Below are 21,189 nucleotides of genomic sequence, written 5' to 3'. Positions count from 1 at the left end.
ACATCACTGGACCAGGCCGACTCGGTGCTCCTCGCGCTTCGTCGTGTTCCAGACACCCACTGTCACCCACTTCGGCTCAACCGGCAACACCGGTTCAACCTTTTGCTCCACAATCTGCACTTGTTTGTCGGGTTCTGGCAACTTCTTTTCCAAATCCTTGCCCAGTTCTGTCGCCATCGCGCCGCCACCGAGGTCGGCGACGGTGATCGGCCGCGTCTGTTCGACAGAGGAAGAAGCAACATTGCGAAGCGCCAGCGAGAGCGTGCCGATACTGGAGCCGAGGGTAAGGCGCTGCGCCTCATCGGTCGTGACCTCAAAGGTCACGGTTTTCACGACGGATGGCTCGTCCTTGCGCTCGTCTGCCGTCTGGTCCACAGCCAGCACCTTCACGCCTTGAAGCAGCACGTCGACGAAGGTCTGGTCATTGCCTGCTGGCCCACGCACGACCCGCGTCAACAGCACGTCGACGCGATCGGAAGGCCTTACGAAGCCGGCAACACCGAGCACGTCGTTGACGCGGATTGAAACCGCCTTCATGCCCTGGTCGAGCGCCGCCGACAGTGTCGCGCGTTCGCCGGTACCGGTGATTTTCGAAGAGAGCACCGGCTCGCCAGGGTCAATTGCCGCCATGGCATAACGCGGCTGGGCATCGTTGCCGACGACCGTCTCGATGCTGACGAAGGAGCCTGCGGGTGTTTCATTGGAGGGCCACGGAATGGCCCTAAGATTTTCGGATCGAATCCGGTCGCCGAAGCGCATTGGCTTGGCGGCGACGACAAGTGTCCGTTCCTCGGTCTTGATGCCGTTCATCGCCAGCAGCCGGGCCTTCTGATCGGACAGATACTCCCGCATCCCGAAAACTGCTGCTGCGGCGAGCACAAATGCAATAACAAGGCTTAAAATTGTTGAAGAACGCATCGCGGTTACTCGCTACACTGGACGGAGCGCATCCATTCATTGATGCTAATTTAGAAGAGAGGGGTTAACAAAAACCCCTCGCTTCTTCGCACGCCGATATCAGGCTGGGACGGCCAGCTCGGTCTTGAACCACCCTGCCCATGCGTTCCAAACCTCAGCCAGATTGTCGCCGGCCAATGTCACCGCCGTGATCACACCGCCAACCAGCAAGGCAAGCAGAATGAGGTATTCCGTGAGTGCGACGCCATCTTCTTCCCGCGCGAAAGCGCGTACGCTATTTACAAATGCTTTCATCGAGAATTACCTCCCAGGTAAGTTGTGCGCCGTAATTCCCCCGGCACGCTTTGTCGTTGAGACCGCCCCTTCGACTGGAAATATTAATAGTCTGTTAATTCTAATTTAGTCAATTGTTTTATACCCGCTCGAATTGAGAACTATACTTATGGTTAAGACCAAAACCCGAGGACTTGTCAAAAAAACCCGGGAAAATATGCCGATGCTGAGTAAAAAACGGACCTACGTGGTAGATTGTCATAGCCCAAAAGGTTGAGCCCTATGCTTGCAACGATAGTTGTTGTTAATTCGCTTTCGGTATTACTTTTTCTCTATGCCGCCTGGACCGATTTCCGCACATGGAAGATCCCCAACACGGTCGTGCTTGCGCTCGTGACACTTTATGGATTGCGCGCGGTGGCCGTGATGCTTGGCTCCGAGGATCTCGGCGCTGCGCTGTTTGCTTCAAGCGGAATTGGCGGCGACCTCGGAGCTGGCCTGCTGATGTTCATGCTTGGGGTGGCGCTCTGGGCGTTCCGTCTGTTTGGCGCAGGAGACGCCAAGCTTTTCCTGCCGATCGGCCTTTTTGTCGGATGGCACGGAATGCTGCCGTTTGCGGTGTTGCTGCTTGTCCTCGGCATTGTGACGCTGCTGGTCCTGCGGCTGCCGGTGCCGCTGCCCGTCGCGCATCTCGCCTTTTTCATGCGCATCGAGGAAATTCGGGCGAGCCGGAAGATACCTTATGGCGTCATCATGGTTTTCGCGACGCTCCTCACCCTGGCTTTGCCCATGATCCGACAGCAACTGCAGTGAGCTGAATCGTGCAGACGCACTGACAGAAGCTGCAACCTAAGCCGAAAAGGCTCTGGCCGACCTGTTCTCGAGCGCGGCGATCTCCTCGGAGACCTCGCTCAATTGCTGACGCAGGTCGCTGTCGGTGCCGTCATCGACCTCCTCCTCGCCAAAACAATAGCGTGCCTCGTGGAGCTCGAGCTTGGCTTCGAGCTCGGTGCGTCTGGCATAGAGCCGCTTGAGATAGACGTGGTTCATCTCCCAGTCTCCACATCGTCCGGTCATGGAAAAACGGTGTGGAGACGGTAAGGTTCCAGTCTATCAGGTGAAAGAAGCGATCGCTGCTCTGCAGGCCTTGGCGAAATGGCCGCAACAGCCGGCGGCGCCCATCGCCTGGCGACTGACGCGCGCGCCTTCGAGCAGCAGCGTCAGCGTGTCGGCAAGAAGCTGAGGTTCGCGCGCACCGGCTGCCGAACAGAGCGCGGCCAGGCGATCGCGTTGCTCGGCCTTGTGCCGTTCGATCATTTCATGGGCGGGATGGCCCTCCCCCTTGAGCTCGATGGCGGCGTTGGCGAGATCGCAGCCAGCCGGCTCGCCGTTCAGACACTGCGCCCGCATCTCCACCCAGGCGTCGAGCTGGGCGCGGGAATCGCCGGGATGAGCGGCCTCCAGATCGCGCCAGATGGCATCGGCCTTTTCCGAGGCGCGCCGCAGCGTCTCGCAGACGAGTTCGTCCTTCGAGCCGAAATGGCGGTAGAGCGTCATCTTGTTGGTCAGGGCAGCATCGGCGATGGCATCGACGCCGATGCCGCGGATGCCGCGCTCACGGAAAAGCTCCACGGCCGTCGAGACGATGCGCTCCCGCGGCGGGATGCGATCTTCTGAAACGGTTGTGGAGATTTCATTCGAAGTTTCTGATTTTTTTGCGGACGAAGTCCTTGACATCAATGTGACCGATCGGTAACAACAGCACTGTTACTTACCGGTAACACCACAGGCCGCGAAAGTCAACGCAGAGGGTTGGCGGCGGATGTGGAACACGGGCGACCGCCCACGAAAGGAGGACAGCCATGAGAAAGACCAGAGACGACCTGACGATATCCGAAGCGCTTCGCGACCCCCTGATCGCCATGGTATTGCGCGCCGACGGCGTGAAGCTTGAGGACTTCAAGCAACTCCTGGAGACGGCCGCCGGCAAACGCGAGCCGCGCCCGACGCCGGTGGGCAAGATGATCGGAGCGCTTGCGAGCCGCGCCAATCTGCCGGCCATGCCCTGCTTCGGCTGAAAAAGCCGCCTGAACACCGGGGGATCTCTCCCTGCCCCCGACAAGGGCTGTCGTCACAAAGAGGCGGCGGCCCTTGCTGCTTGATCGTAATGGCCGGAAAGCGCCCTGAGTGTCGCCGCCACCGCCGATGTCGCCGCGGCATCAAGCCCGAGTCCCTTCATCGATTCCACCAGCAGCGCCTCCCGCACCGTCCGGTATTTCAAGCAGATTTCAAAACCCTTGTTGGTGGCAGCGATCAGTTTCTCCTTGCCGGCCCGCGTGCTTTTCACGAGACCGCGCTTTTCCAGCTTCTTGATCGCATAAATCACCAGATGCGTGTCCTCGACGCCGAGCACGCTGCAGAGGTCGCCGAGCCGCTTCGGCCGCTGCCGGTGCGCCACCGAATGCAGCACCAGCACGTCGATCGCCGCGCAGCCGGGCTCGCCCGCCGCCGTCATGCAGCGCACCATCCAGCGGTCGAAGGCATTGCCGGCGAGGATGAGACCGAATTCCAGTTCCGAAAGAACGGGAAGCGCGCCATCGGCGAGATGCGAGGAGGAGACAATCGGCCCGATTTCCGGTTGCCCGCGCTCACCTACCATTCCATCCCTCCATGATCAACAGCTCAACGTTGACATTTTATCGATAAATCGTCAATAAATTTTCAGTTCAACAGGAGGTCGGACGATGAGCGGGCAGTGGGATTTCTGGATCGATCGCGGCGGCACTTTCACCGATATCGTCGCCCGCCGTCCCGACGGTTCGCTCGTCGCCCACAAGCTGCTTTCGGAAAATCCGGAAGCCTATCGTGACCCGGCGGTGCATGGCATCCGCGAATTGCTCGGCCTCAAGCCCGGCCAGCCCATCCCTTCCGAGCTCATCGGCGCCGTAAAGATGGGAACGACGGTCGCCACCAACGCGCTTCTGGAACGCAAAGGCGACCCGACCCTGCTGGTGACGACAAAAGGCTTCTGCGATGCACTGGAGATCGGCTACCAGGCGCGCGCCGATATCTTCGCCAAGAAAATTATCAAACCGGAACTGCTTTACGCCGATGTGATCGAAGCCGACGAGCGCGTACTGGCGGACGGCACGGTGGAACGCCCCCTCGGCGAAAATGATCTGCGGCATGCGCTGCAAGCCGCCTATGCGCAGGGACTGCGCGCCGTCGCCATCGTTTTCATGCATGCCTACCGCTATCCCCAGCACGAACAGCAGGCCGCCGCCATCGCGCGCGCCATCGGCTTCACGCAGATCTCGCCCTCGCACGTCGTCTCACCGCTGATCAAGCTCGTCGGCCGCGGCGACACCGCTGTCGTCGACGCCTATCTGTCTCCGGTTCTCCGGCGCTATGTCGATCAGGTCGCCGTCGAGCTCGGCGCCGTCGAAGGAAAGGGCCCGAAGCTGATGTTCATGCAGTCCTCGGGCGGACTGACCGACGCGCATCTCTTCCAGGGAAAGGATGCGATCCTCTCCGGCCCCGCGGGCGGGGTGGTCGGCGCGGTCGAGGTCTCGCGCATCGCCGGTTTCGACATGATGATCGGCTTCGACATGGGCGGCACCTCGACGGACGTTTCGCATTATGACGGAGAACTGGAACGCGCTTTCGAGACCGAGGTCGCCGGTGTGCGCATGCGCGCGCCGATGATGAAGATCCACACCGTCGCAGCCGGCGGCGGCTCGATCCTGAGCTATGACGGTTCACGCTTCCGCGTCGGCCCGGAATCGGCAGGTGCCACGCCCGGCCCGAAATCCTATCGCCGCGGCGGGCCGTTGGCGGTCACCGACGCCAACGTCATGACCGGCAAACTGCTGCCGGAATTCTTCCCCACAATCTTCGGGCCGGAGCAGGACCAGCCGCTCGATGCCGAGGCGGTACGCGCCGCCTTTGCCGAAATGGCGCAGGATATCGGCGGCGGCCGGACGGCGGAAGAGGTCGCCGACGGCTTCCTCGCCATCGCTGTCGAGAATATGGCCAATGCCATCAAGAAGATCTCTGTCCAGCGCGGTTATGACGTTTCGAATTACGCGCTAACCTGCTTCGGCGGCGCCGGCGGCCAGCATGCCTGCCTGGTCGCCGACAGCCTCGGCATGAAGACGGTGCTGATCCATCCCTTCTCCGGCATTCTTTCGGCCTATGGCATGGGGCTCGCCGATATCCGCGCCACACGCCAGCGCGCGGTGCTGACCGAACTCGGAGCCGCCCTGCCGACGATCGGCGGTCTCCGGGGCGAACTGGAGAAAGAGGTGCGCAGAGAACTGATGCTGCAGGGCGTCGAAGCCGGCGACATGGACGTCATCACCCGGCTGCACCTGCAATATAAGGGCACCGATACCGCCCTGCCGGTCGCCTTCGGGCCGCAGGAGGAGATGACGCAAGCCTTTGCCGCCGCCCACAAGAAGCAGTTCGGTTTCATCTTCGAAGACCGGCCTGTCGTCGTCGACTCCATCGAAGTCGAAGGCATCGGCGGCGGCGCCGATGTCGAGGAGATCGACGTGCAGGCGGGGAGCTTCGCACCGCAAGCGCTGCGCACGACCCGCTTCTATTCCGGCGGAACCTGGCACGAGGCCGGTATTTTCAGGCGTGATGTGCTGAAGCCAGGCGCGGCCGTCAAGGGACCGGCCCTCATCATCGAAGCGCATCAGACGATCGTCGTCGAGGCCGGCTGGCAGGCGCGCCTGACCGGCCACGACCATATCGTTCTCACCCGCGAGATCGCACTTTCCCGCAATGCCGCGATCGGCACCAGCGCCGATCCCGTCATGCTCGAAGTCTTCAACAATCTGTTCATGGCGATCGCCGAGCAGATGGGCGTGACGCTGCAGAACACTGCTCACTCGGTCAATATCAAGGAGCGGCTCGATTTCTCCTGCGCCGTCTTCGACCGCACCGGCGCACTCGTCGCCAATGCGCCGCACATGCCGGTGCATCTGGGATCGATGGACCGCTCCGTCGAAACGATCATCCGCCTCAACGAAGGCTGCATTCGCCCGGGCGATGTCTTCGCGCTCAATGCGCCCTACAACGGCGGCACGCATCTGCCCGACATCACCGTCGTCACGCCGGTGTTCGACGACGCCGGCGAGACCATCCTGTTTTACGTCGCCTCACGCGGCCATCATGCCGATATCGGTGGCAAGGCCCCGGGTTCGATGACGCCGCGGGCGACCAAGGTCGATGAAGAAGGCGTGCTGATCGACAATTTCCTGCTGGTCGACAAAGGCCGTTTCCGGGAAGCCGAATTTGCCGCAATGCTGCGGGACCATCCCTATCCCGCCCGCAACCCGGCGCAGAATCTCGCCGACGTGAAGGCGCAGATCGCCGCCAACGAAAAGGGCGTGCAGGAGTTGCGCAAGATGGTCGCTCATTTCGGGCTCGACGTCGTCGAAGCCTATATGGGCCACGTCCAGGACAATGCTGAGGAGAGCGTTCGCCGCGTGATCGCCCGCCTCAGCGACAGCGAATTCACCTACCCCACCGATCAAGGCGCCGTTATCAAGGTGAAGATCACCGTCGACAGGAAGGCGCGCGAGGCGACGGTCGATTTCACCGGCACGAGTGCGCAGCAACCGACCAATTTCAATGCGCCGGAACCGGTGACGCGCGCCGCCGTGCTCTATGTCTTCCGCGTCATGGTCGAGCAGCCGATTCCGATGAATGCCGGCTGTCTGCGGCCGATCCGGATCATCGTGCCGGACGGTTCGATGCTGCGCCCGGCCTATCCGGCCGCCGTCGTCGCCGGCAATGTCGAGACCAGCCAGCATGTGACGAATGCGCTGTTCGGGGCGCTCGGGACGCTCGCGGCCGCCCAGGGCTCGATGAACAACCTGACCTTCGGCAACGCCACCTACCAATATTACGAGACGATCTGCTCCGGCGGCCCCGCCGGCCTGCTCAACGACGGCACCGGCTTCAGCGGCGCCGACGGCGTGCACACCCATATGACCAATTCACGGCTGACCGATCCCGAGGTGCTGGAATTCCGCTTTCCCGTCGTGCTGGAGGATTTCCACATCCGCCGCGGTACCGGCGGCAAGGGACAATACAGTTCCGGCGGCGGCACCGAGCGCACCATCCGCTTTCTCGAAACGATGGATTGCAGCATTCTCTCCTCGCACCGAACGATCCGGCCTTTCGGCCTGTTCGGCGGGGAGGACGGGCAATTGGGTAAAACCGAGATCCGTCGCTCAAACGGCAGGGTCGAAAGGCTGGAAGGCTGCGACCAGGCAATGCTCACCGCCGGCGACGCCGTGATCGTCACGACGCCGACCGGCGGCGGCTACGGCAAGCCGTGACTGAAGCGCGCATCCAACCAGATCGTGATTAGGCGCTTCAGCTCCTTGTTTTCATGCATGCCTTGATCCGGAACCGCCAATTCCGGGCAACATGCATCAAAGGATCGGTTTGCCGCCTGTAACCGCGATTGTCGTGCCGGAGACATAGCTCGACAAGGGATCGGCCAGCATGACATAGGCGGTGGCCAGTTCGGCGGGCTGGCCTGGCCGTTTCATCGGCACCTGCTTGCCGAAATTGCTGACGCTGTCTTCCGGAAGCGTCGATGGAATGAGCGGCGTCCAGATCGGCCCCGGGGCCACGGCATTGGCGCGAATGCCCTTCTCGGCCAGAAGCTGGGCCAAGCCGGCGGTAAAATTCTGGATTGCGCCCTTGGTCGTGGCATAGGCCAGCAGCGTCGGGTTCGGATTGTCCGAATTGATCGAAGCCGTATTGATGATGGCGCTGCCGGGCTTCATATGGGCGACTGCCGCCTTGGTCAGGTAGAACATCGCGTGGATGTTGACCTTGAAGGTCAGCTCCCACTCCTCGTCGCTGATCTCGTCAATGCTCTTGAAGCTTGCCTGGTGCGCGGCATTGTTGACGAGAATGTCGATACCGCCAAGCTCCTTAACCGCCGTCTCGACGATCTGCCGGCAATGGGCCGGGTCCTGAATATCGCCGCTGACGAGCACGGCCTTGCGCCCGGCCTGTTCGACGAGCCGCTTCGTCTCGTCGGCATCCTCGTCCTCGTCGAGGTAGGAGATCAACAGATCGGCGCCTTCCCGGGCATAAGCGATGGCCACCGCCCGGCCGATGCCGCTATCGCCGCCGGTTATGATTGCCCGCTTGCCCTTGAGCCGTTCGGATCCGCGGTAGGTTTTTTCCCCATGATCGGGAACCGGATCCATCTGGGCCGTGAAACCCGGCATCGGCTGTTTCTGGGATGGGAAAGGGGGTGTTGGATAATGCGTCATCATAGCCTCCTGAGTTGAGGGAAAACTCAGGCTGCGGCCGGTTGTTCCAACGGCGTTGCGGCCAGATCGCTTTCCGAATAAAATGACTAGAAAATTGGTCACGAGGACAATGCGATGGCACGTGTCAACCTGGCGGAAGCGAAAGCCCACCTGAGCGAGTTGCTCAATAGGGTGGAGGCCGGCGAAACCGTCGAGATATTGCGGCACGGCAAGCCGGTGGCGCGGCTCGTGCCGGTGAAGATGCCGAAACAACCGATCGATGTCGAACGGCTGAAAGCACTGACGGCCTCGATGAAGCCCCCGGCCGAGCCGGTCGATTCCGCGACCTTCATTCGCGATCTGCGCGATACCGATCGTTATTGATGCTTTATATCGACACATCAGCCCTCGTCGCCGCCTGGACGGTCGAAACCCGCACGGACGACGTGCAGCAATGGCTGGCGGAGCGTCGATCCGAGGAGATCGCCGTCAGCAGCTGGACGATAACCGAATTTTCAAGCGCCATCGCGCTCAAGGCGCGAAACGGACAGATCGATCCGGCCGATCGCAGCAAAGCTTTGGCCCTGTTCAAGGAACTATGTTCGACAACCTTCGAGTGCCTGCCGATATCACGGACGCACTTCATCGAAGCGGCGCGAATGATCGAACAGTTCAATATCGGTCTTCGTGCCGGTGATGCACTGCATCTCGCCATCGCAATCGATAGCGACGCCACGCTCGTCACGCTGGACAAAGGGCTGGCAAAAGCCTGCAGCCTCATCGGAGCGCGTCACCGCTTGTTATGAGGTCGGCGGTATCGGCGGATGCGGAAATCACGCAGTCTCCTGGTTCCACCGCCGCCACATTCGCACCGACGATCAACCTACAAAATGTTGCGATTTGCCACAGCGACCGCTGTGCCATAGTAATGTAATATGGTTGCAGTGTTCATGAGGTGCATGGAATTGGACGGAAAGACATCGCCCGCAGTTTACTCCGAAGATGAGAGCCTTGCCGGCGAAGCCGGCGGCAAGGGCGCGCGTCGTGCCCGCGTCAGTGGCATCGACCGCGCTCTTCAGGTGATTGATCATCTCTATGAGACAGGATCGCCGGCCGGCGTCTATGCCATCGCCAAGGCGGTGAAGGCGCCGCTATCGACCGTCTACGTCATCGTCGACGACCTCGTCGAGAAGAACATGCTGACGCGCCAGGCGGACGGCTCGATCTGGCTCGGTGCGCGGCTTTATCATTATGGTCTCGCCTACGCGCGATCACTGGATTTCATGAGCATCGCCACCCACGAAATGCACGATCTCTGTCGCCAGGCCGGCGAAACCGTGCAGGTCTGCGGCCGTGACGGCGATTACATGCTGGTGCTTGCCATGGCCGACGGCCCGAGCCACTTCCAGGTGGCGTCTCGCGTCGGCACCCGGGTGCCTCTCAACTGGACGGCATCGGGCCGCCTGCTCGTCGGCCATCTGCCCGAAGAGGAACGCATCGAGCTTTTCAAGCGTTGCGCCCGCTCGTCACCGACCGGCCGCGCCGAGATCGATCCGCGCACGCTATCGGAAGCGGCCGGCAAAGCCTTCGAGTCGCGCCTGTCGATCCAGGCCGGTGAATCCGATTATGCGGTCGCCTGCATCGCCTCGCCGATCTGCGATCGCGATGGCCAGTGCGTCGCCACCATTTCGATCGTGCTGCCGGAGCAGAAGGCCTTTTCCGATGAGAACCATTATACGGCGCATGTGCGCAATTCGGCGGAGCGGATCGAAAAACTGATGGGTTGGCGCAACCGCTGAAGCGCTTCTCAACCATCCGAGCAGCTTGCGGCATGACTGCATGATGGCTATATTGCTGTCATTGACAGCAACTGCGAGGGTTTGAATATGGCCGTTCTGACAGTTCGAAATGTGCCCGATGAAGTGCATCGGGCATTGCGCGTGCGGGCGGCCATGCACGGCCGCAGCACCGAGGCGGAAGTTCGTGAAATCCTGGAAAGTGCGGTGAAGCCGGAGCAACGCATTCGTATGGGGGATGCCTTGGCGGCGCTCAGTCGGCAGCAGGGGCTGACCGATGATGATTTCGCAGTGTTCGATCAGGTACGCGACAGCGCGCCGGCGGAGCCGTTGAAGTTTGAATGATCGTCCTGGATACGAACGTCCTTTGCGAGGCGATGAAACCGGCTCCTAATCCGGCAGTGCGTTCGTGGCTGAACGAGCAGGTCGCTGAAACCTTGTATCTATCGAGTGTGACCTTGGCCGAACTGCTGTTTGGCATCGGTACGTTGCCGGACGGTCGGCGCAAAGCGGCTCTGAGCGAAACGCTCGGCGGCGTGCTCGACCTGTTTGGCGATCGGATATTGCCGTTCGACGTCGGAGCGGCCCGGCATTATGCCGACCTTGCCGTCAGAGCGCGAGCGGACGGCAAAGGCTTCCCAACGCCCAATGGATATATCGCCGCCATTGCCGCTTCGAAGGGCTTTATGATCGCAACGCGCGACGTGAGCCCGTTTGAGGCGGCAGGACTGATTGTCATAAATCCCTGGAACCATCGATCATCTGAGGCCTCTCAGGAGGATTCATGATCGAATCCCGCCTCGCAGCGATCTACCTGTAGGAATAACCGTGGCTGTGACGCACGAGCCTGCGCGCCCGCGGCACGTACCGGCTGGCGGTGACGGCCTCGGCGCCCATCACCGCGTAGCGCGGCTCGAACAGTCTGTTCAGGACCGAGACATCGCCATTGGAATCCGTCGTTTCGAGCTCGGAGTCGACGAGGTCGAAAATGGTGAATTCGGCTGGCGCGCCAACGGAAAGCCGGTCTTCCATCGGCAGTTTGATGACCGAGGCCGGCGCATGGGTGACGGCTTCCACGACTTTGTCGAGGGGCATGCCGACGCTCAGCAGTTTCGACATCGTCGTCGCCAGGTCCCAGACCGGAAAGTTCATCGAATGGCCGTGCAGGTCGGTCGAGATCGAGAACGGCAGAAGCCCGCGCGCGATCGCCGCTTCGGCAACCTTGAAGGAGAAGGAGGCGCCGCCATGGCCGATGTCGAGGCGGATGCCTTCGGAGGCGCAGCGCTGGGCGAGATTGAAGAGATCCTCGTCCTCCATGATGCTCGAACCGGCCTTGCCGTTGAAGCAATGGGTGACGACGTCGCCGGGGCCGAGGATTTCGAGCACTTCGTCGTAAAGCGCCGGCGGTTCGCCGACATGGACCATCATCGGCACTTTCAGGATCTTGGCGATCTTCTTGCCGAGCTTGACGGGAGTGACGCCCCAGGAGCCGGTGATGACATGGCTCGCGCGCACCTTGATGCCGACGATGTGCTCGCTGTTTGCGGCGTAGACTTCGAGAATGCGGTCGAGATCGATATCCCTGATATCCCTGAGTTCGGCGACACGGTTGCAGGCGACGAGGCCGATCGAGCCGAGGTTCAGGAAGGCCTTGATGCGCTCACGTGAGGGCTCGATGATATACTCGCGGAAGCCATGGAAATTCGCCTCGCCGGCCGAACCGGCGTCGACCAGGGTGGTGACGCCGCGCTCGAGACCGCATTCGGAGGGGCGGATGGAGATATCGGTGCCGCCATGCCAGATGTGCACGTGCAGATCGATCCAGCCCGGCGAAATGAAGGCACCCTTGGCGTCGATGTGTCTCACATCTTCAGAGGCCGGAAGCGACGGACCGATCCCGGCGATACGGCCCTCGGCATTGACGAGAATATCGATCACCCCCTCGGATGCGCCCGCACCGAAGGCCATCGGCCTGACATTGGTGAGGAGAAGCGGCTTCTTCGCCTGGTCGCCCGACATGATCATATTTCAAATTCCATAGTTATGTTATGTAAATCCTTATAATAGAATAAAGCTGAAGAGACTGCTGTCAAGGGAAATGAAGCGCAGCCGGCCGCACGACAACGGCGGCCGCGCGCTGGCTGTAAACCGCGCTCGCCGTCAAGAAGCGGCAAATTTTCTCAGCGATTTCAATCCCGCAGGATTGAGTAGTCAAGCCGTTCGAGGTGGTCTGGATCGGCGATGGCGTCGATTGCCGCAATCCTGTCGCCGGCGATAGTAAACGCCACCACGACGCGGATCCGATCCGCGATACGCACGACGAAGCCAAGCTCGCCGTCGACGATGGCGATTTCTGCCGCCTGCGCCCGGCCCTTGAACAATTCTGCCACTTCCGATGCGCCGCGCCTTTCGCCGAAGGCGCCGAAACGCGCCGCCGTCGCATCCAGCCGAAACACGACATCGGGGGCGAGCACGGCAATCAGCGCCTGCAGATCGCCGTTGCGCGACGCCGTCAGAAAGGCTTCCGCAATCGTTCGCTTGCGGTTGAGATCGACATCCGGCGTCTCGTCCACGCCCTGCACCCGGCGGCGGGCACGGCTCGCGAGCTGACGGGCGGCGGCGGATGACCGGCCGATAATCGGCGCAATTTCATCGAACGGAAGATCGAACATGTCGTGCAGTACGAAGGCAACCCGTTCGGCAGGCGCCAGCGTCTGCAACACGACGAGCAGCGCCACGCCCACCGAATCGGCGAAGGCGGCGTCGCGTTCCGGATCCTTGGCCGGATCGGCGATCGCTGCATGGACCGATGTCTCCAGCGGCTCCTCGCGCCGGGTCTTGCGGGCACGCAGCATATCGAGGCAGATGCGCGCCACCACCGTCGTCAGCCAGCCGCCGAGATTGCCGACGTCAGTCCTATCCGCGCGGGTGAGCCGCAGCCAGGCCTCTTGAACGGCGTCTTCGGCCTCGCTGCGCGAGCCGAGCATGCGATAGGCCGCGGCCTTCAGATGCGCCCGGTTCGCCTCGAATTGATCGGCCAGCCAATTATTCTCGTTCATCCGTCACATTCCTTCGCTGCGTTCCGTCACATCGATGACGAATGAAACCGGGCCGGTGTGACAGCGCCGGCGGATCGTCGCACCCTAAACGCATCAAGGAGACATATCATGCAGGAGAGAATGGGAAATCCCGCCCTCGTGCTTCCAGAAGCCATGCAGGCGCTCAATGCACTCAGCAAGGTGCCGACCGAAACAGGCCTTTCGCCGAAGCTACTTGAACTCGTCAATCTGCGCGCCAGCCAGATCAACGGCTGCAGCGTCTGCATCGATGGTCATTGGCGCATTGCCCGCAAGCACGGCGAAACGGACGAGCGGCTCTTTGCCGTCGCCGGCTGGCGCGACGCCCCGTATTACAGCGAGGCTGAACGCGCCGCCCTCGCCTTGACCGAGGCCGTGACCCGCACCAGCGACCGCGCCGACCCAGTGCCCGACGATATCTGGGACGAGGCAACCCGGCATTATGACGGCCGGAGCCTTGCCGCGCTTGTCATCGCCATCGCCAATATCAATGTCTGGAACCGGCTGAACATCGCCACCCGTCAGATCGCCGGCGCCTGGAAACCCTGAGCGTCGATTGCCGGCAGCGTTTCACCCCGCGCTGCCGGCGATCCACACTTCTATTCAGCCCGGCAGCTCAGATGATGCCGCCGCCGCCGGCAACGGAAGCCGGACGCTCGGCCGCCACCTTTTTGCGGTAGCCGCTGGCGCGGTAGGCGGCAATCGGGTCGATCGCGCCGCCGGCCCGGCGGCGAGCCTCGGCAAGGATCGGCTCGACATCGGCGCGATAGGCGCGCTTCAGCGTTTCCGACGCCATCAGCGCATCATTATCCTGCTGATAGCCGTCGAGCGCCTTGCGGTCGACGATGAGCGCCTGCGCATAGGCGCGGCGGATTTCGTTGGCGCTGTTGATCAGGCTTTCGATCGGATCGGTGACATTGTGCGACTGGTCGATCATATGGGCCGGATTGAAGTCGTTGACGCCGCGCTGCTCGGCATCGACCAGCTCGTTGAAAACCAGGAACAGCCGGTAGGGATCGATGACGCCGGCATCGAGATCGTCGTCACCATATTTCGAATCGTTGAAGTGGAATCCGCCGAGCTTGCCGAACTGGATCAGGCGGGCGACGATCATCTCGATATTGGTGTTCGGCGCATGGTGACCGAGATCGACGAGGCAATGGGCCTTGGGCCCGAGCGTCTGGGCGATCAGATAATTGGTGCCCCAATCCTGCACGATCGTCGAATAGAAGGCCGGCTCGTACATCTTGTGCTCGGAGAACAGCTTCCAGTCGTCGGGCAACGCTTTGTAAATGTCAGCCATCGAGGCGAGGTAACGCTCGAAGGCCTTGGTGAAATTGCTCTGGCCGGGGAAGTTCGAACCGTCGCCGATCCAAACTGTCAGCGCCTTGGAGCCGATCGCCTTGCCGATCTCGATACATTCGAGATTGTGCTCGACCGCCTGGGCGCGTGTTGCCGCGTCGGTGTGGCTGAGCGAGCCGTATTTGTAGGAATGAGCCTGGCCGGGCGCATCGGAAAAGGTGTTCGAATTCATCGCGTCGAAACCGAGGCCGAGCGCATCGCCCTTGGCCTTCAATTCCTTCGCATCCGCCTTGTCCCAGGGAATATGCAGCGAGACGTTCGGCGTCGCCTGCGTCAGCTGATTGATGACGGCGCAATCGTCGAGCTTGTCGAAGATGCCGCGCGGCTCACCGGCGCCCGGAAAACGGGCAAAGCGCGTGCCGCCGGTGCCGACACCCCAGGAGGGAACGGCGACGAAAAATTCGGAGACCTTACGGGTGATTGCTTCGATATCGACGCCGCGGCGGTCAAGGTGCGCACCCAGCGCCTCGTAATCGGCTTTCAAGGCCGCAGCCCGCTTGTCGTTTTCTGTCGCGATAAGATCCTGCGCGATTCTGAACTCGGCCATTTATTCCTCCCACTGATGCAATTTCTACATTGGGACCGCCGTGGAGCCGCCCCTCATCCGCCTGCCGGCACCTTCTCCGTCCCACTCCAACTTTTCGCTGGGCAAGTCCCCTCTCCCCGTCATGACGGGGAGAGGGTTAGGGTGAGGGGCAGACGCATCCACTCGTCAAAATCACCGCGTAAAGCTCTGCACGTTGCCGGCATCGACGTTGATGATGTTGCCGGTCGATTTTGCCGAAAGGTCAGATGCCAGGAAATAGATCGCCTCGGCGATATCCTCCGGAAACACGTTGAGTTTCAGCATCGAGCGCTTGCGGTAATGTTCCTCGAGATCATCGACCTCGATCTTCGAGGACGCGGCGCGCTGCTCGCGCCATTCGCCGCTCCAGATCTTCGAACCGCGCAGCACCGCATCCGGGTTGACCGTGTTGACGCGGATGCCGGCATCGGCGCCTTCCAGCGCCAGGCAGCGGGCAAGATGAATTTCGGCGGCCTTCGCCGTGCAATAGGCAGACGCGTTCGGCGAAGCGGCAAGACCGTTCTTCGAGGCGACGAAGACGATGTTGCCGCCGAGCGCCTGGCGGCGGAACAGGCGGAAGGCCTCCCGCGAGACGAGGAAATAGCCGGTCGCGAGGATATCGATATTGCGGTTCCAGGTTGAAAGCTCGGTGGCTTCAATCGGCGCGGAGGAGGCAATGCCGGCATTCGAGACGAGGATATCGACGCCGCCGAATTCGACCGAAGCTTCGGCGAAGGAGGCGATCACCGCATCTTCCTTGGTGACGTCGAGCCGAACGCTGCGCACAGCGTCAGCGCCGTATTTCTTGACGAAATCGACCTCTGTGCTTTCGAGTGCTGCCTGATCGATATCGGCAAGCACCACACAGGCGCCCTCGCCGACGAGGCGCGCGGCCGTCGCCCGGCCGATGCCGCCGGCGCCGCCGGTGACGAAGGCGACCTTGCCGGCAAGGCTCTTCGGCTTCGGCATGCGTTGCAGCTTGGCCTCTTCGAGCAGCCAGTATTCGATATCGAAGGCTTCCTGCTCAGGCAGGCCCTGATATTCCGAAACCGTCGAGGCCCCGCGCATGACGTTGATGGCGTTGACGTAGAATTCGCTGGCGATGCGGGCCGTCGCCTTGTCGCGGGCAAAGGACAACATGCCGACGCCGGGAACGAGGAAGATGACAGGATTGGAATCGCGCATGGCGGGCGAATTGTCATGCTTGCAGTCGTTATAATAGCGGGCGTAATCGGCGCGGTAATCTTCCAGCGCCTTGTCGAGACCGGCGACGATCGCATCGACATCGGGCTTGGCGGGGTCGAAATCGACAATCAGCGGCCGGATCTTGGTGCGCAGGAAGTGGTCCGGGCAGCTGGTGCCGAGCGCGCCGAGCGGGCGCAGGTTCTTCGAGTTGACGAATTCCAGAACCGCGTCCTGATCGTCGAAATGGCCGAGCTTGCGCTCCTGCTTGCCGATGCGGCCGCGAATTTCGGGCATCAGGCGGGCGGCGATTGCGCGGCGCTCGGTGACGGGCAGGCTCTGCGTCAGCGCACCGCCGAAAATCGTCTTGCCTTCGGTCTTTTCGGCAAACCAGACGATCGCCTTGTTGATGATGTCGAGCGTCAGTTCATAGCAGGCCTTGGCATCGTTTGCCCAAGTGAAGAGACCATGGCTTTCGAGCACGACGCCCTTGGCGTTCGGGTTCGCCTTGACGAAGGCTTCGAGATCGAGGCCGAGCTGGAAGCCCGGACGGCGCCAGGGCAGCCAGCCGATCTCGTCACCGAAGATCTGCTTGGTCAATTCTCTGGAGTTCTTCGAGGCGGCAATGGCGATGATCGCGTCGGGATGCATGTGGTCGACATGGGTGAACGGCACGAAGCCGTGTAGCGGCGTGTCGATCGAAGCAGCGCGACCGTTCAGGTTGAAGGTGCAGTGCGGCAAGAAACCGACCATGCGGTCTTCGTCCTCGACACCCCTATAGATGCCCTTCAGCGATTCCAGCTTGTCCTGGTAGAGCGTCGCGAAGCCGTCGAGCTTGATGGTGCCGACATCGCCGCCCGAGCCCTTGACCCAGAGCACCTTGACCTTGCCGCCATCAAGCGGATCGGTTTCCATCACCTTCGCCGAGGTGTTGCCGCCGCCGTAATTGGTGATGCGCTTGTCGGCGCCGAGCAGATTGGAGCGATAGAGCAGCTTGCCGGGTTCGTCGAGGCCTGCCGCGTAACCATCATCCCACCGGTTTTCCAGAAGCCGGACGTTCGCCGCCATGTCATCCTCCCATAATAGGCTTGCAAGGCGCCGCAATCCCAGCGCCCTTTCGCTCACGGTATCGCGCATCAAAAGTACGCTTGTCAATCGAAAACGATCAAATTCGATTATTGTGCAGCGCAATATGAAAATTTATGATCGTTTGTGATTGACAGCCTTTAACGGATACGAAATAAATATGACAAGAGGAGGAGCCCAATGCACGAACGCGAACGCCATCGCATCATCTTAAGCGCCGTTCAGGAAAAGTCCGTCGTGACGATCCAGGACATTTCCGAGTTGACGGAAGCTTCTGAAGCGACGATCCGGCGCGATATTGCGGCCCTTCATGTGCAGGGCAAGATCCGCCGTGTCCGCGGCGGCGCCGAAGCAGTGCATCCGCCGCAGCTCGGCAATCTCGCCGGCCGGCCCTTCCGGGTTTCAGAATCAGTCAACATCGATAAAAAGCGCGCAATTGCGCGCGCAGCCGTCGATCTCTGCGAGGCCGGCGACGCCATCATCATCAATGGCGGCACGACGACGTTCCAGATGGTGCATTACATGGCTGGCCACCGCATGCAGGTGATGACCAATTCTTTTGCCATCGCCGAACATCTGGTGAAGCATTCCAAGAACACGGTGACGGTGCCGGGCGGCGCGATCTATCGCGAACAGAGCCTCATCCTGTCGCCTTTCGACAATGATGCGATCCGCAATTTTTATGCGCGGCGCATGTTCATCGGTGCGCAGGGCGTCGGCCCGCTCGGCATCATGGAGGCGGACGCCCTCATCATCCAGAGCGAGCAGAAGCTGATGCACCAGGCCGACGAACTCGTCGTCATGGTCGATTCAAGCAAGTTCAATCGCCGGTCGAGCCTCATTCTTTGCGCGCTCGACCGTGTTTCTGCGATCATCACCGATGACGGGATTTCGGAAGAGGCAGCTCGCATGGTCGAGAATGCCGGCATCCGGCTCGTCGTCGCCAGCCCGGTGGCGCAGCTTACGAAGGAGGATTCCTCGTCGGTCGCGTGAGGCGCCGCCGAGGTGTGGAAGTCTAATCTTAATGGGAGGAAAGTGACATGAAATTCGCAAAGACACTGGCGCTCGGCGCAGCGCTCGCCATCGCCATGATGGCCGGCACTGCCAGCGCCAAGGACATCAAGATCGGCCTCGTGGTGAAGTCGCTCGGCAATGGTTTCTTCGACGCCGCCAACAAGGGCGCCCAGGAAGCCGCCAAGGAACTCGGCGGCGTGGAAGTGATCTACACCGGTCCGACGTCGACGACGGCCGAAGGCCAGATCGAAGTGATCAACTCGCTGATCGCTCAAGGCGTCGATGCCATCGCCGTTTCGGCCAACGATCCCGACGCGCTCGTTCCGGCGCTGAAGAAGGCAACCCAGCGCGGCATCAAGGTGATCTCCTGGGATTCCGGTGTTGCACCCGAAGGCCGCATCCTGCAGCTCAACCCGTCCTCCAACGAACTGATCGGCAAGATGTGCCTGACGCTCGCCAAGGATCATCTGGAAGGCGGCAAGGGTGACTTCGCCATCCTGTCGGCAACAACCACCTCGACCAACCAGAACATCTGGATCGACCAGATGAAGAAGCAGCTCAAGGATTTCCCGGGCCTCAACCTCGTCACCACGGTCTATGGCGACGACCTCTCGGACAAGTCCTATCGTGAAGCCGAAGGCCTCTTGAAGTCGAACCCGAACGTCAAGGTCATCGTCGCTCCGACGACGGTCGGCGTTCTCGCCGCTTCCAAGGTCGTCGAAGACAAGGGCCTCGTCGGCAAGGTCTACGTCACCGGTCTCGGCCTTCCGTCCGAAATGGCCGGCGCGATCAAGTCGGGCGCCACGAAGGAATTCGCCATCTGGAATCCGATCGACCTCGGCTACTCCGCCACCCAGATCGCCTATCGCCTCGTCAAGGGCGAGACCGACGGCAAGCCGGGCAGCGAAATTAACGCCGGCCGCATGGGCAAGATCAAGGTCGGCGACAACGGCGAAGCCGCCATGGCCGATCCCTTCGTCTACAATGCTTCGAACATCGACCAGTTCTCCAAGGTCTTCTGATCCGGAGCGACGTTTAAGAGCCCGGCGGCCGATGGCCGCCGGGATTTCCCATTCGACACTGGTAGAAATCTGATGAACGCCGCCTTTCAACAACCCGTCACGGACAGCAAAACCGGCGATGCGCCCGCCATTCTGGAAATGCGCGGCATCTCCCAGATCTTTCCGGGCGTGAAAGCGCTCGACAATGTCAGCATCGCGCTCCATCCCGGTACGGTCACCGCGTTGATCGGCGAAAACGGCGCCGGCAAGTCGACGCTCGTCAAGATCCTGACCGGCATCTACAGGCCGAACGAAGGCGAGATCCTGGTCGACGGCCGGACAGTGACCTTCGCCAGCGCCCAGGCCGCGATCGATGCCGGCGTCACCGCTATCCACCAGGAAACCGTGCTGTTCGACGAGCTGACGGTTGCCGAAAACATCTTCCTCGGCCATGCGCCGCGCACGCGCTTCCGCACCATCGACTGGCAGGTGATGAACAGCCGCTCGAAGACGCTGCTGACGGCGCTCGAAAGCAATATCGATCCGACGATCCGGCTGAAGGACCTCTCGATTGCGCAGCGCCACTTGGTGGCGATCGCCCGCGCTTTGTCGATCGAAGCCCGCATCGTCATCATGGACGAGCCGACGGCCGCCCTCTCCCGCAAGGAGATCGACGATCTCTTCCGCATCATCAAGGGCCTGAAGGAACAGGGCAAGGCGATCCTGTTCATCAGCCACAAGTTCGACGAGCTTTACGAGATCGCCGACGACTTCGTCGTCTTCCGCGACGGCCGCGCCGTCGGCGGGGGCCGGCTCAAGGAAACGCCGCAGGACGAGATCGTCCGCATGATGGTCGGCCGCGACGTCGAAAACGTCTTTCCGAAGATCGACGTGGCGATCGGCGCTCCGGTGCTCGAGGTGGAAAAATACAGCCACCGCACCGAATTCCGCGATATTTCGCTGACCCTGCGCAAGGGTGAGATTCTCGGCATTTACGGCCTGATCGGCGCCGGGCGGTCGGAACTCGCACAGTCGCTCTTCGGCATCACCCGGCCGCTCTCCGGCCGGCTGACGCTGGAAGGCCGGGAAATTTCGATCAACTCGCCGCATGATGCCATCAAGGCCGGCATCGTCTATGTGCCGGAAGAGCGCGGCCGCCACGGCCTGGCGCTGCCGATGCCGATCTACCAGAACATGACGCTGCCGTCGCTGACGCGGACCTCGCGCAAGGGTTTCCTGCAGGCGGCGGAGGAATTCGCGCTCGCCCGCAAATATGCCGAGCGGCTGGATCTGCGCGCTGCCGCCCTCTCCGTGCCGGTCGGCACCCTGTCGGGCGGCAACCAGCAGAAGGTCGTCATCGGCAAGTGGCTCGCCACCATGCCCAAGGTCATCATCCTCGATGAGCCGACCAAGGGCATTGACATCGGTTCGAAGGCTGCCGTCCACGGCTTCATCAGCGAGCTTGCCGCTGAAGGCCTTTCCATCATCATGATCTCTTCCGAACTGCCCGAGATCATCGGCATGTCGGACCGTGTGCTGGTCATGAAGGAAGGTCTGTCGGCCGGGTTCTTCGAGCGCGATCAGCTTTCGCCGGAAGCGCTGGTGCGCGCGGCAACCGGAAATGCATGA

At 61.5% G+C, this 21,189-nt stretch carries 22 protein-coding genes; 12 read left to right on the top strand and 10 right to left on the bottom strand.

All coding sequences use genetic code 11. The annotated features are described in order from the left end of the window. Window positions 1-3 precede the first annotated feature (3 nt). Together cpaB and AMK02_RS29080 are read right to left on the bottom strand one after the other, a co-directional pair. Window positions 4-918: a Flp pilus assembly protein CpaB gene (gene cpaB, locus AMK02_RS29085; RefSeq protein WP_064808564.1), complete on the bottom strand. Its 915-nt coding sequence runs from the start codon at window positions 916-918 to the stop codon at window positions 4-6. 99 nt (window positions 919-1,017) lie between these two features. Then, entirely contained in the window at window positions 1,018-1,212 is a 195-nt protein-coding gene (locus tag AMK02_RS29080) for a Flp family type IVb pilin (protein ID WP_064808562.1), read from the bottom strand. 261 nt (window positions 1,213-1,473) lie between these two features. Here AMK02_RS29080 and AMK02_RS29075 point away from each other — a divergent pair, with 261 nt between their 5' ends. Continuing rightward, the gene (locus AMK02_RS29075; protein ID WP_064808560.1) at window positions 1,474-2,004 is read left to right on the top strand and encodes an A24 family peptidase; all 531 of its coding nucleotides are present in this window, start codon (window positions 1,474-1,476) and stop codon (window positions 2,002-2,004) included. A 36-nt stretch (window positions 2,005-2,040) separates the two neighbouring features. On the opposite strand, the gene AMK02_RS29070 is transcribed toward AMK02_RS29075, so the two are convergent. Together AMK02_RS29070 and AMK02_RS29065 are read right to left on the bottom strand one after the other, a co-directional pair. Further along, entirely contained in the window at window positions 2,041-2,241 is a 201-nt protein-coding gene (locus AMK02_RS29070; RefSeq protein WP_064808559.1) for a hypothetical protein, read from the bottom strand. Window positions 2,242-2,304: 63 nt separating this feature from the next. Next, window positions 2,305-2,928 carry a TetR/AcrR family transcriptional regulator gene (locus AMK02_RS29065; RefSeq protein ID WP_064808557.1) on the bottom strand — a complete coding sequence of 208 codons (624 nt, stop codon included), beginning with the start codon at window positions 2,926-2,928 and terminating at the stop codon, window positions 2,305-2,307. A 125-nt stretch (window positions 2,929-3,053) separates the two neighbouring features. Between AMK02_RS29065 and AMK02_RS29060 the strand changes: the two genes are divergently transcribed. Further along, window positions 3,054-3,269, top strand: coding sequence for a hypothetical protein (locus AMK02_RS29060; protein WP_009994565.1), 216 nt, complete (start codon window positions 3,054-3,056; stop codon window positions 3,267-3,269). 53 nt (window positions 3,270-3,322) lie between these two features. Here the strand turns inward: AMK02_RS29060 and AMK02_RS29055 are convergent, their stop codons facing one another. Continuing rightward, window positions 3,323-3,850 (bottom strand): winged helix DNA-binding protein, encoded by a 528-nt coding sequence (locus tag AMK02_RS29055; protein ID WP_064808556.1) that lies wholly within the window; start codon window positions 3,848-3,850, stop codon window positions 3,323-3,325. Between the two features lie 85 nt (window positions 3,851-3,935). On the opposite strand from AMK02_RS29055, the gene AMK02_RS29050 reads away from it, so the two are divergent. Then, window positions 3,936-7,544, top strand: coding sequence for a hydantoinase B/oxoprolinase family protein (locus AMK02_RS29050; RefSeq protein ID WP_064808554.1), 3,609 nt, complete (start codon window positions 3,936-3,938; stop codon window positions 7,542-7,544). A 96-nt stretch (window positions 7,545-7,640) separates the two neighbouring features. On the opposite strand, the gene AMK02_RS29045 is transcribed toward AMK02_RS29050, so the two are convergent. Continuing rightward, window positions 7,641-8,498 carry an SDR family oxidoreductase gene (locus tag AMK02_RS29045; protein ID WP_064808855.1) on the bottom strand — a complete coding sequence of 286 codons (858 nt, stop codon included), beginning with the start codon at window positions 8,496-8,498 and terminating at the stop codon, window positions 7,641-7,643. Between the two features lie 114 nt (window positions 8,499-8,612). Between AMK02_RS29045 and AMK02_RS29040 the strand changes: the two genes are divergently transcribed. The 5 genes from AMK02_RS29040 to AMK02_RS29020 all read left to right on the top strand — a co-directional run bounded on the left by AMK02_RS29040 (window position 8,613) and on the right by AMK02_RS29020 (window position 11,061). Further along, on the top strand, window positions 8,613-8,861 hold the full coding sequence (locus AMK02_RS29040) for a type II toxin-antitoxin system Phd/YefM family antitoxin (RefSeq protein WP_064808552.1): 249 nt from the start codon (window positions 8,613-8,615) through the stop codon (window positions 8,859-8,861). Then, a complete protein-coding gene (locus AMK02_RS29035; protein WP_064808532.1) occupies window positions 8,861-9,283 on the top strand; it encodes a type II toxin-antitoxin system VapC family toxin in 423 nt (140 codons plus the stop codon). The genes AMK02_RS29040 and AMK02_RS29035 overlap by 1 nt, the downstream gene beginning before the upstream one ends. A 153-nt stretch (window positions 9,284-9,436) precedes the next feature. Then, a complete protein-coding gene (locus AMK02_RS29030) occupies window positions 9,437-10,276 on the top strand; it encodes an IclR family transcriptional regulator (RefSeq protein ID WP_064808530.1) in 840 nt (279 codons plus the stop codon). A gap of 87 nt (window positions 10,277-10,363) precedes the next feature. Beyond that, on the top strand, window positions 10,364-10,618 hold the full coding sequence (locus AMK02_RS29025) for a FitA-like ribbon-helix-helix domain-containing protein (RefSeq protein ID WP_064808528.1): 255 nt from the start codon (window positions 10,364-10,366) through the stop codon (window positions 10,616-10,618). Then, complete coding sequence (locus AMK02_RS29020; RefSeq protein ID WP_064808526.1) at window positions 10,615-11,061, top strand: type II toxin-antitoxin system VapC family toxin; 447 nt, start codon at window positions 10,615-10,617, stop codon at window positions 11,059-11,061. The genes AMK02_RS29025 and AMK02_RS29020 overlap by 4 nt, the downstream gene beginning before the upstream one ends. Before the next feature lie 22 nt (window positions 11,062-11,083). Here AMK02_RS29020 and AMK02_RS29015 read toward each other — a convergent pair whose 3' ends face one another. Next, on the bottom strand, window positions 11,084-12,292 hold the full coding sequence (locus AMK02_RS29015) for an amidohydrolase/deacetylase family metallohydrolase (RefSeq protein WP_064808853.1): 1,209 nt from the start codon (window positions 12,290-12,292) through the stop codon (window positions 11,084-11,086). Between the two features lie 170 nt (window positions 12,293-12,462). Beyond that, window positions 12,463-13,332 (bottom strand): sigma-70 family RNA polymerase sigma factor, encoded by an 870-nt coding sequence (locus tag AMK02_RS29010; RefSeq protein WP_064808518.1) that lies wholly within the window; start codon window positions 13,330-13,332, stop codon window positions 12,463-12,465. 108 nt (window positions 13,333-13,440) lie between these two features. Here AMK02_RS29010 and AMK02_RS29005 point away from each other — a divergent pair, with 108 nt between their 5' ends. Further along, complete coding sequence (locus tag AMK02_RS29005) at window positions 13,441-13,899, top strand: carboxymuconolactone decarboxylase family protein (RefSeq protein ID WP_064808516.1); 459 nt, start codon at window positions 13,441-13,443, stop codon at window positions 13,897-13,899. A gap of 67 nt (window positions 13,900-13,966) precedes the next feature. On the opposite strand, the gene rhaI is transcribed toward AMK02_RS29005, so the two are convergent. Both rhaI and AMK02_RS28995 read right to left on the bottom strand, forming a co-directional pair. After that, window positions 13,967-15,259 (bottom strand): L-rhamnose catabolism isomerase, encoded by a 1,293-nt coding sequence (rhaI, locus tag AMK02_RS29000; protein ID WP_064808514.1) that lies wholly within the window; start codon window positions 15,257-15,259, stop codon window positions 13,967-13,969. 171 nt (window positions 15,260-15,430) lie between these two features. After that, window positions 15,431-17,527: a bifunctional rhamnulose-1-phosphate aldolase/short-chain dehydrogenase gene (locus AMK02_RS28995; RefSeq protein ID WP_064808512.1), complete on the bottom strand. Its 2,097-nt coding sequence runs from the start codon at window positions 17,525-17,527 to the stop codon at window positions 15,431-15,433. A 198-nt stretch (window positions 17,528-17,725) separates the two neighbouring features. Between AMK02_RS28995 and AMK02_RS28990 the strand changes: the two genes are divergently transcribed. The 3 genes from AMK02_RS28990 to AMK02_RS28980 all read left to right on the top strand — a co-directional run bounded on the left by AMK02_RS28990 (window position 17,726) and on the right by AMK02_RS28980 (window position 21,189). After that, window positions 17,726-18,538, top strand: coding sequence for a DeoR/GlpR family DNA-binding transcription regulator (locus AMK02_RS28990; protein ID WP_064808510.1), 813 nt, complete (start codon window positions 17,726-17,728; stop codon window positions 18,536-18,538). Between the two features lie 47 nt (window positions 18,539-18,585). Further along, window positions 18,586-19,581, top strand: coding sequence for a rhamnose ABC transporter substrate-binding protein (gene rhaS / locus AMK02_RS28985; RefSeq protein ID WP_064808509.1), 996 nt, complete (start codon window positions 18,586-18,588; stop codon window positions 19,579-19,581). Between the two features lie 72 nt (window positions 19,582-19,653). Beyond that, the gene (locus AMK02_RS28980; protein WP_064808506.1) at window positions 19,654-21,189 is read left to right on the top strand and encodes a sugar ABC transporter ATP-binding protein; all 1,536 of its coding nucleotides are present in this window, start codon (window positions 19,654-19,656) and stop codon (window positions 21,187-21,189) included.

Origin of the sequence: Rhizobium sp. N731, assembly GCF_001664145.1 — a bacterium.
Lineage (GTDB): Bacteria > Pseudomonadota > Alphaproteobacteria > Rhizobiales > Rhizobiaceae > Rhizobium > Rhizobium esperanzae.
Note: the sequence above shows the minus strand (reverse complement) of the source record. Positions and strands in the feature narration are given on the sequence as shown.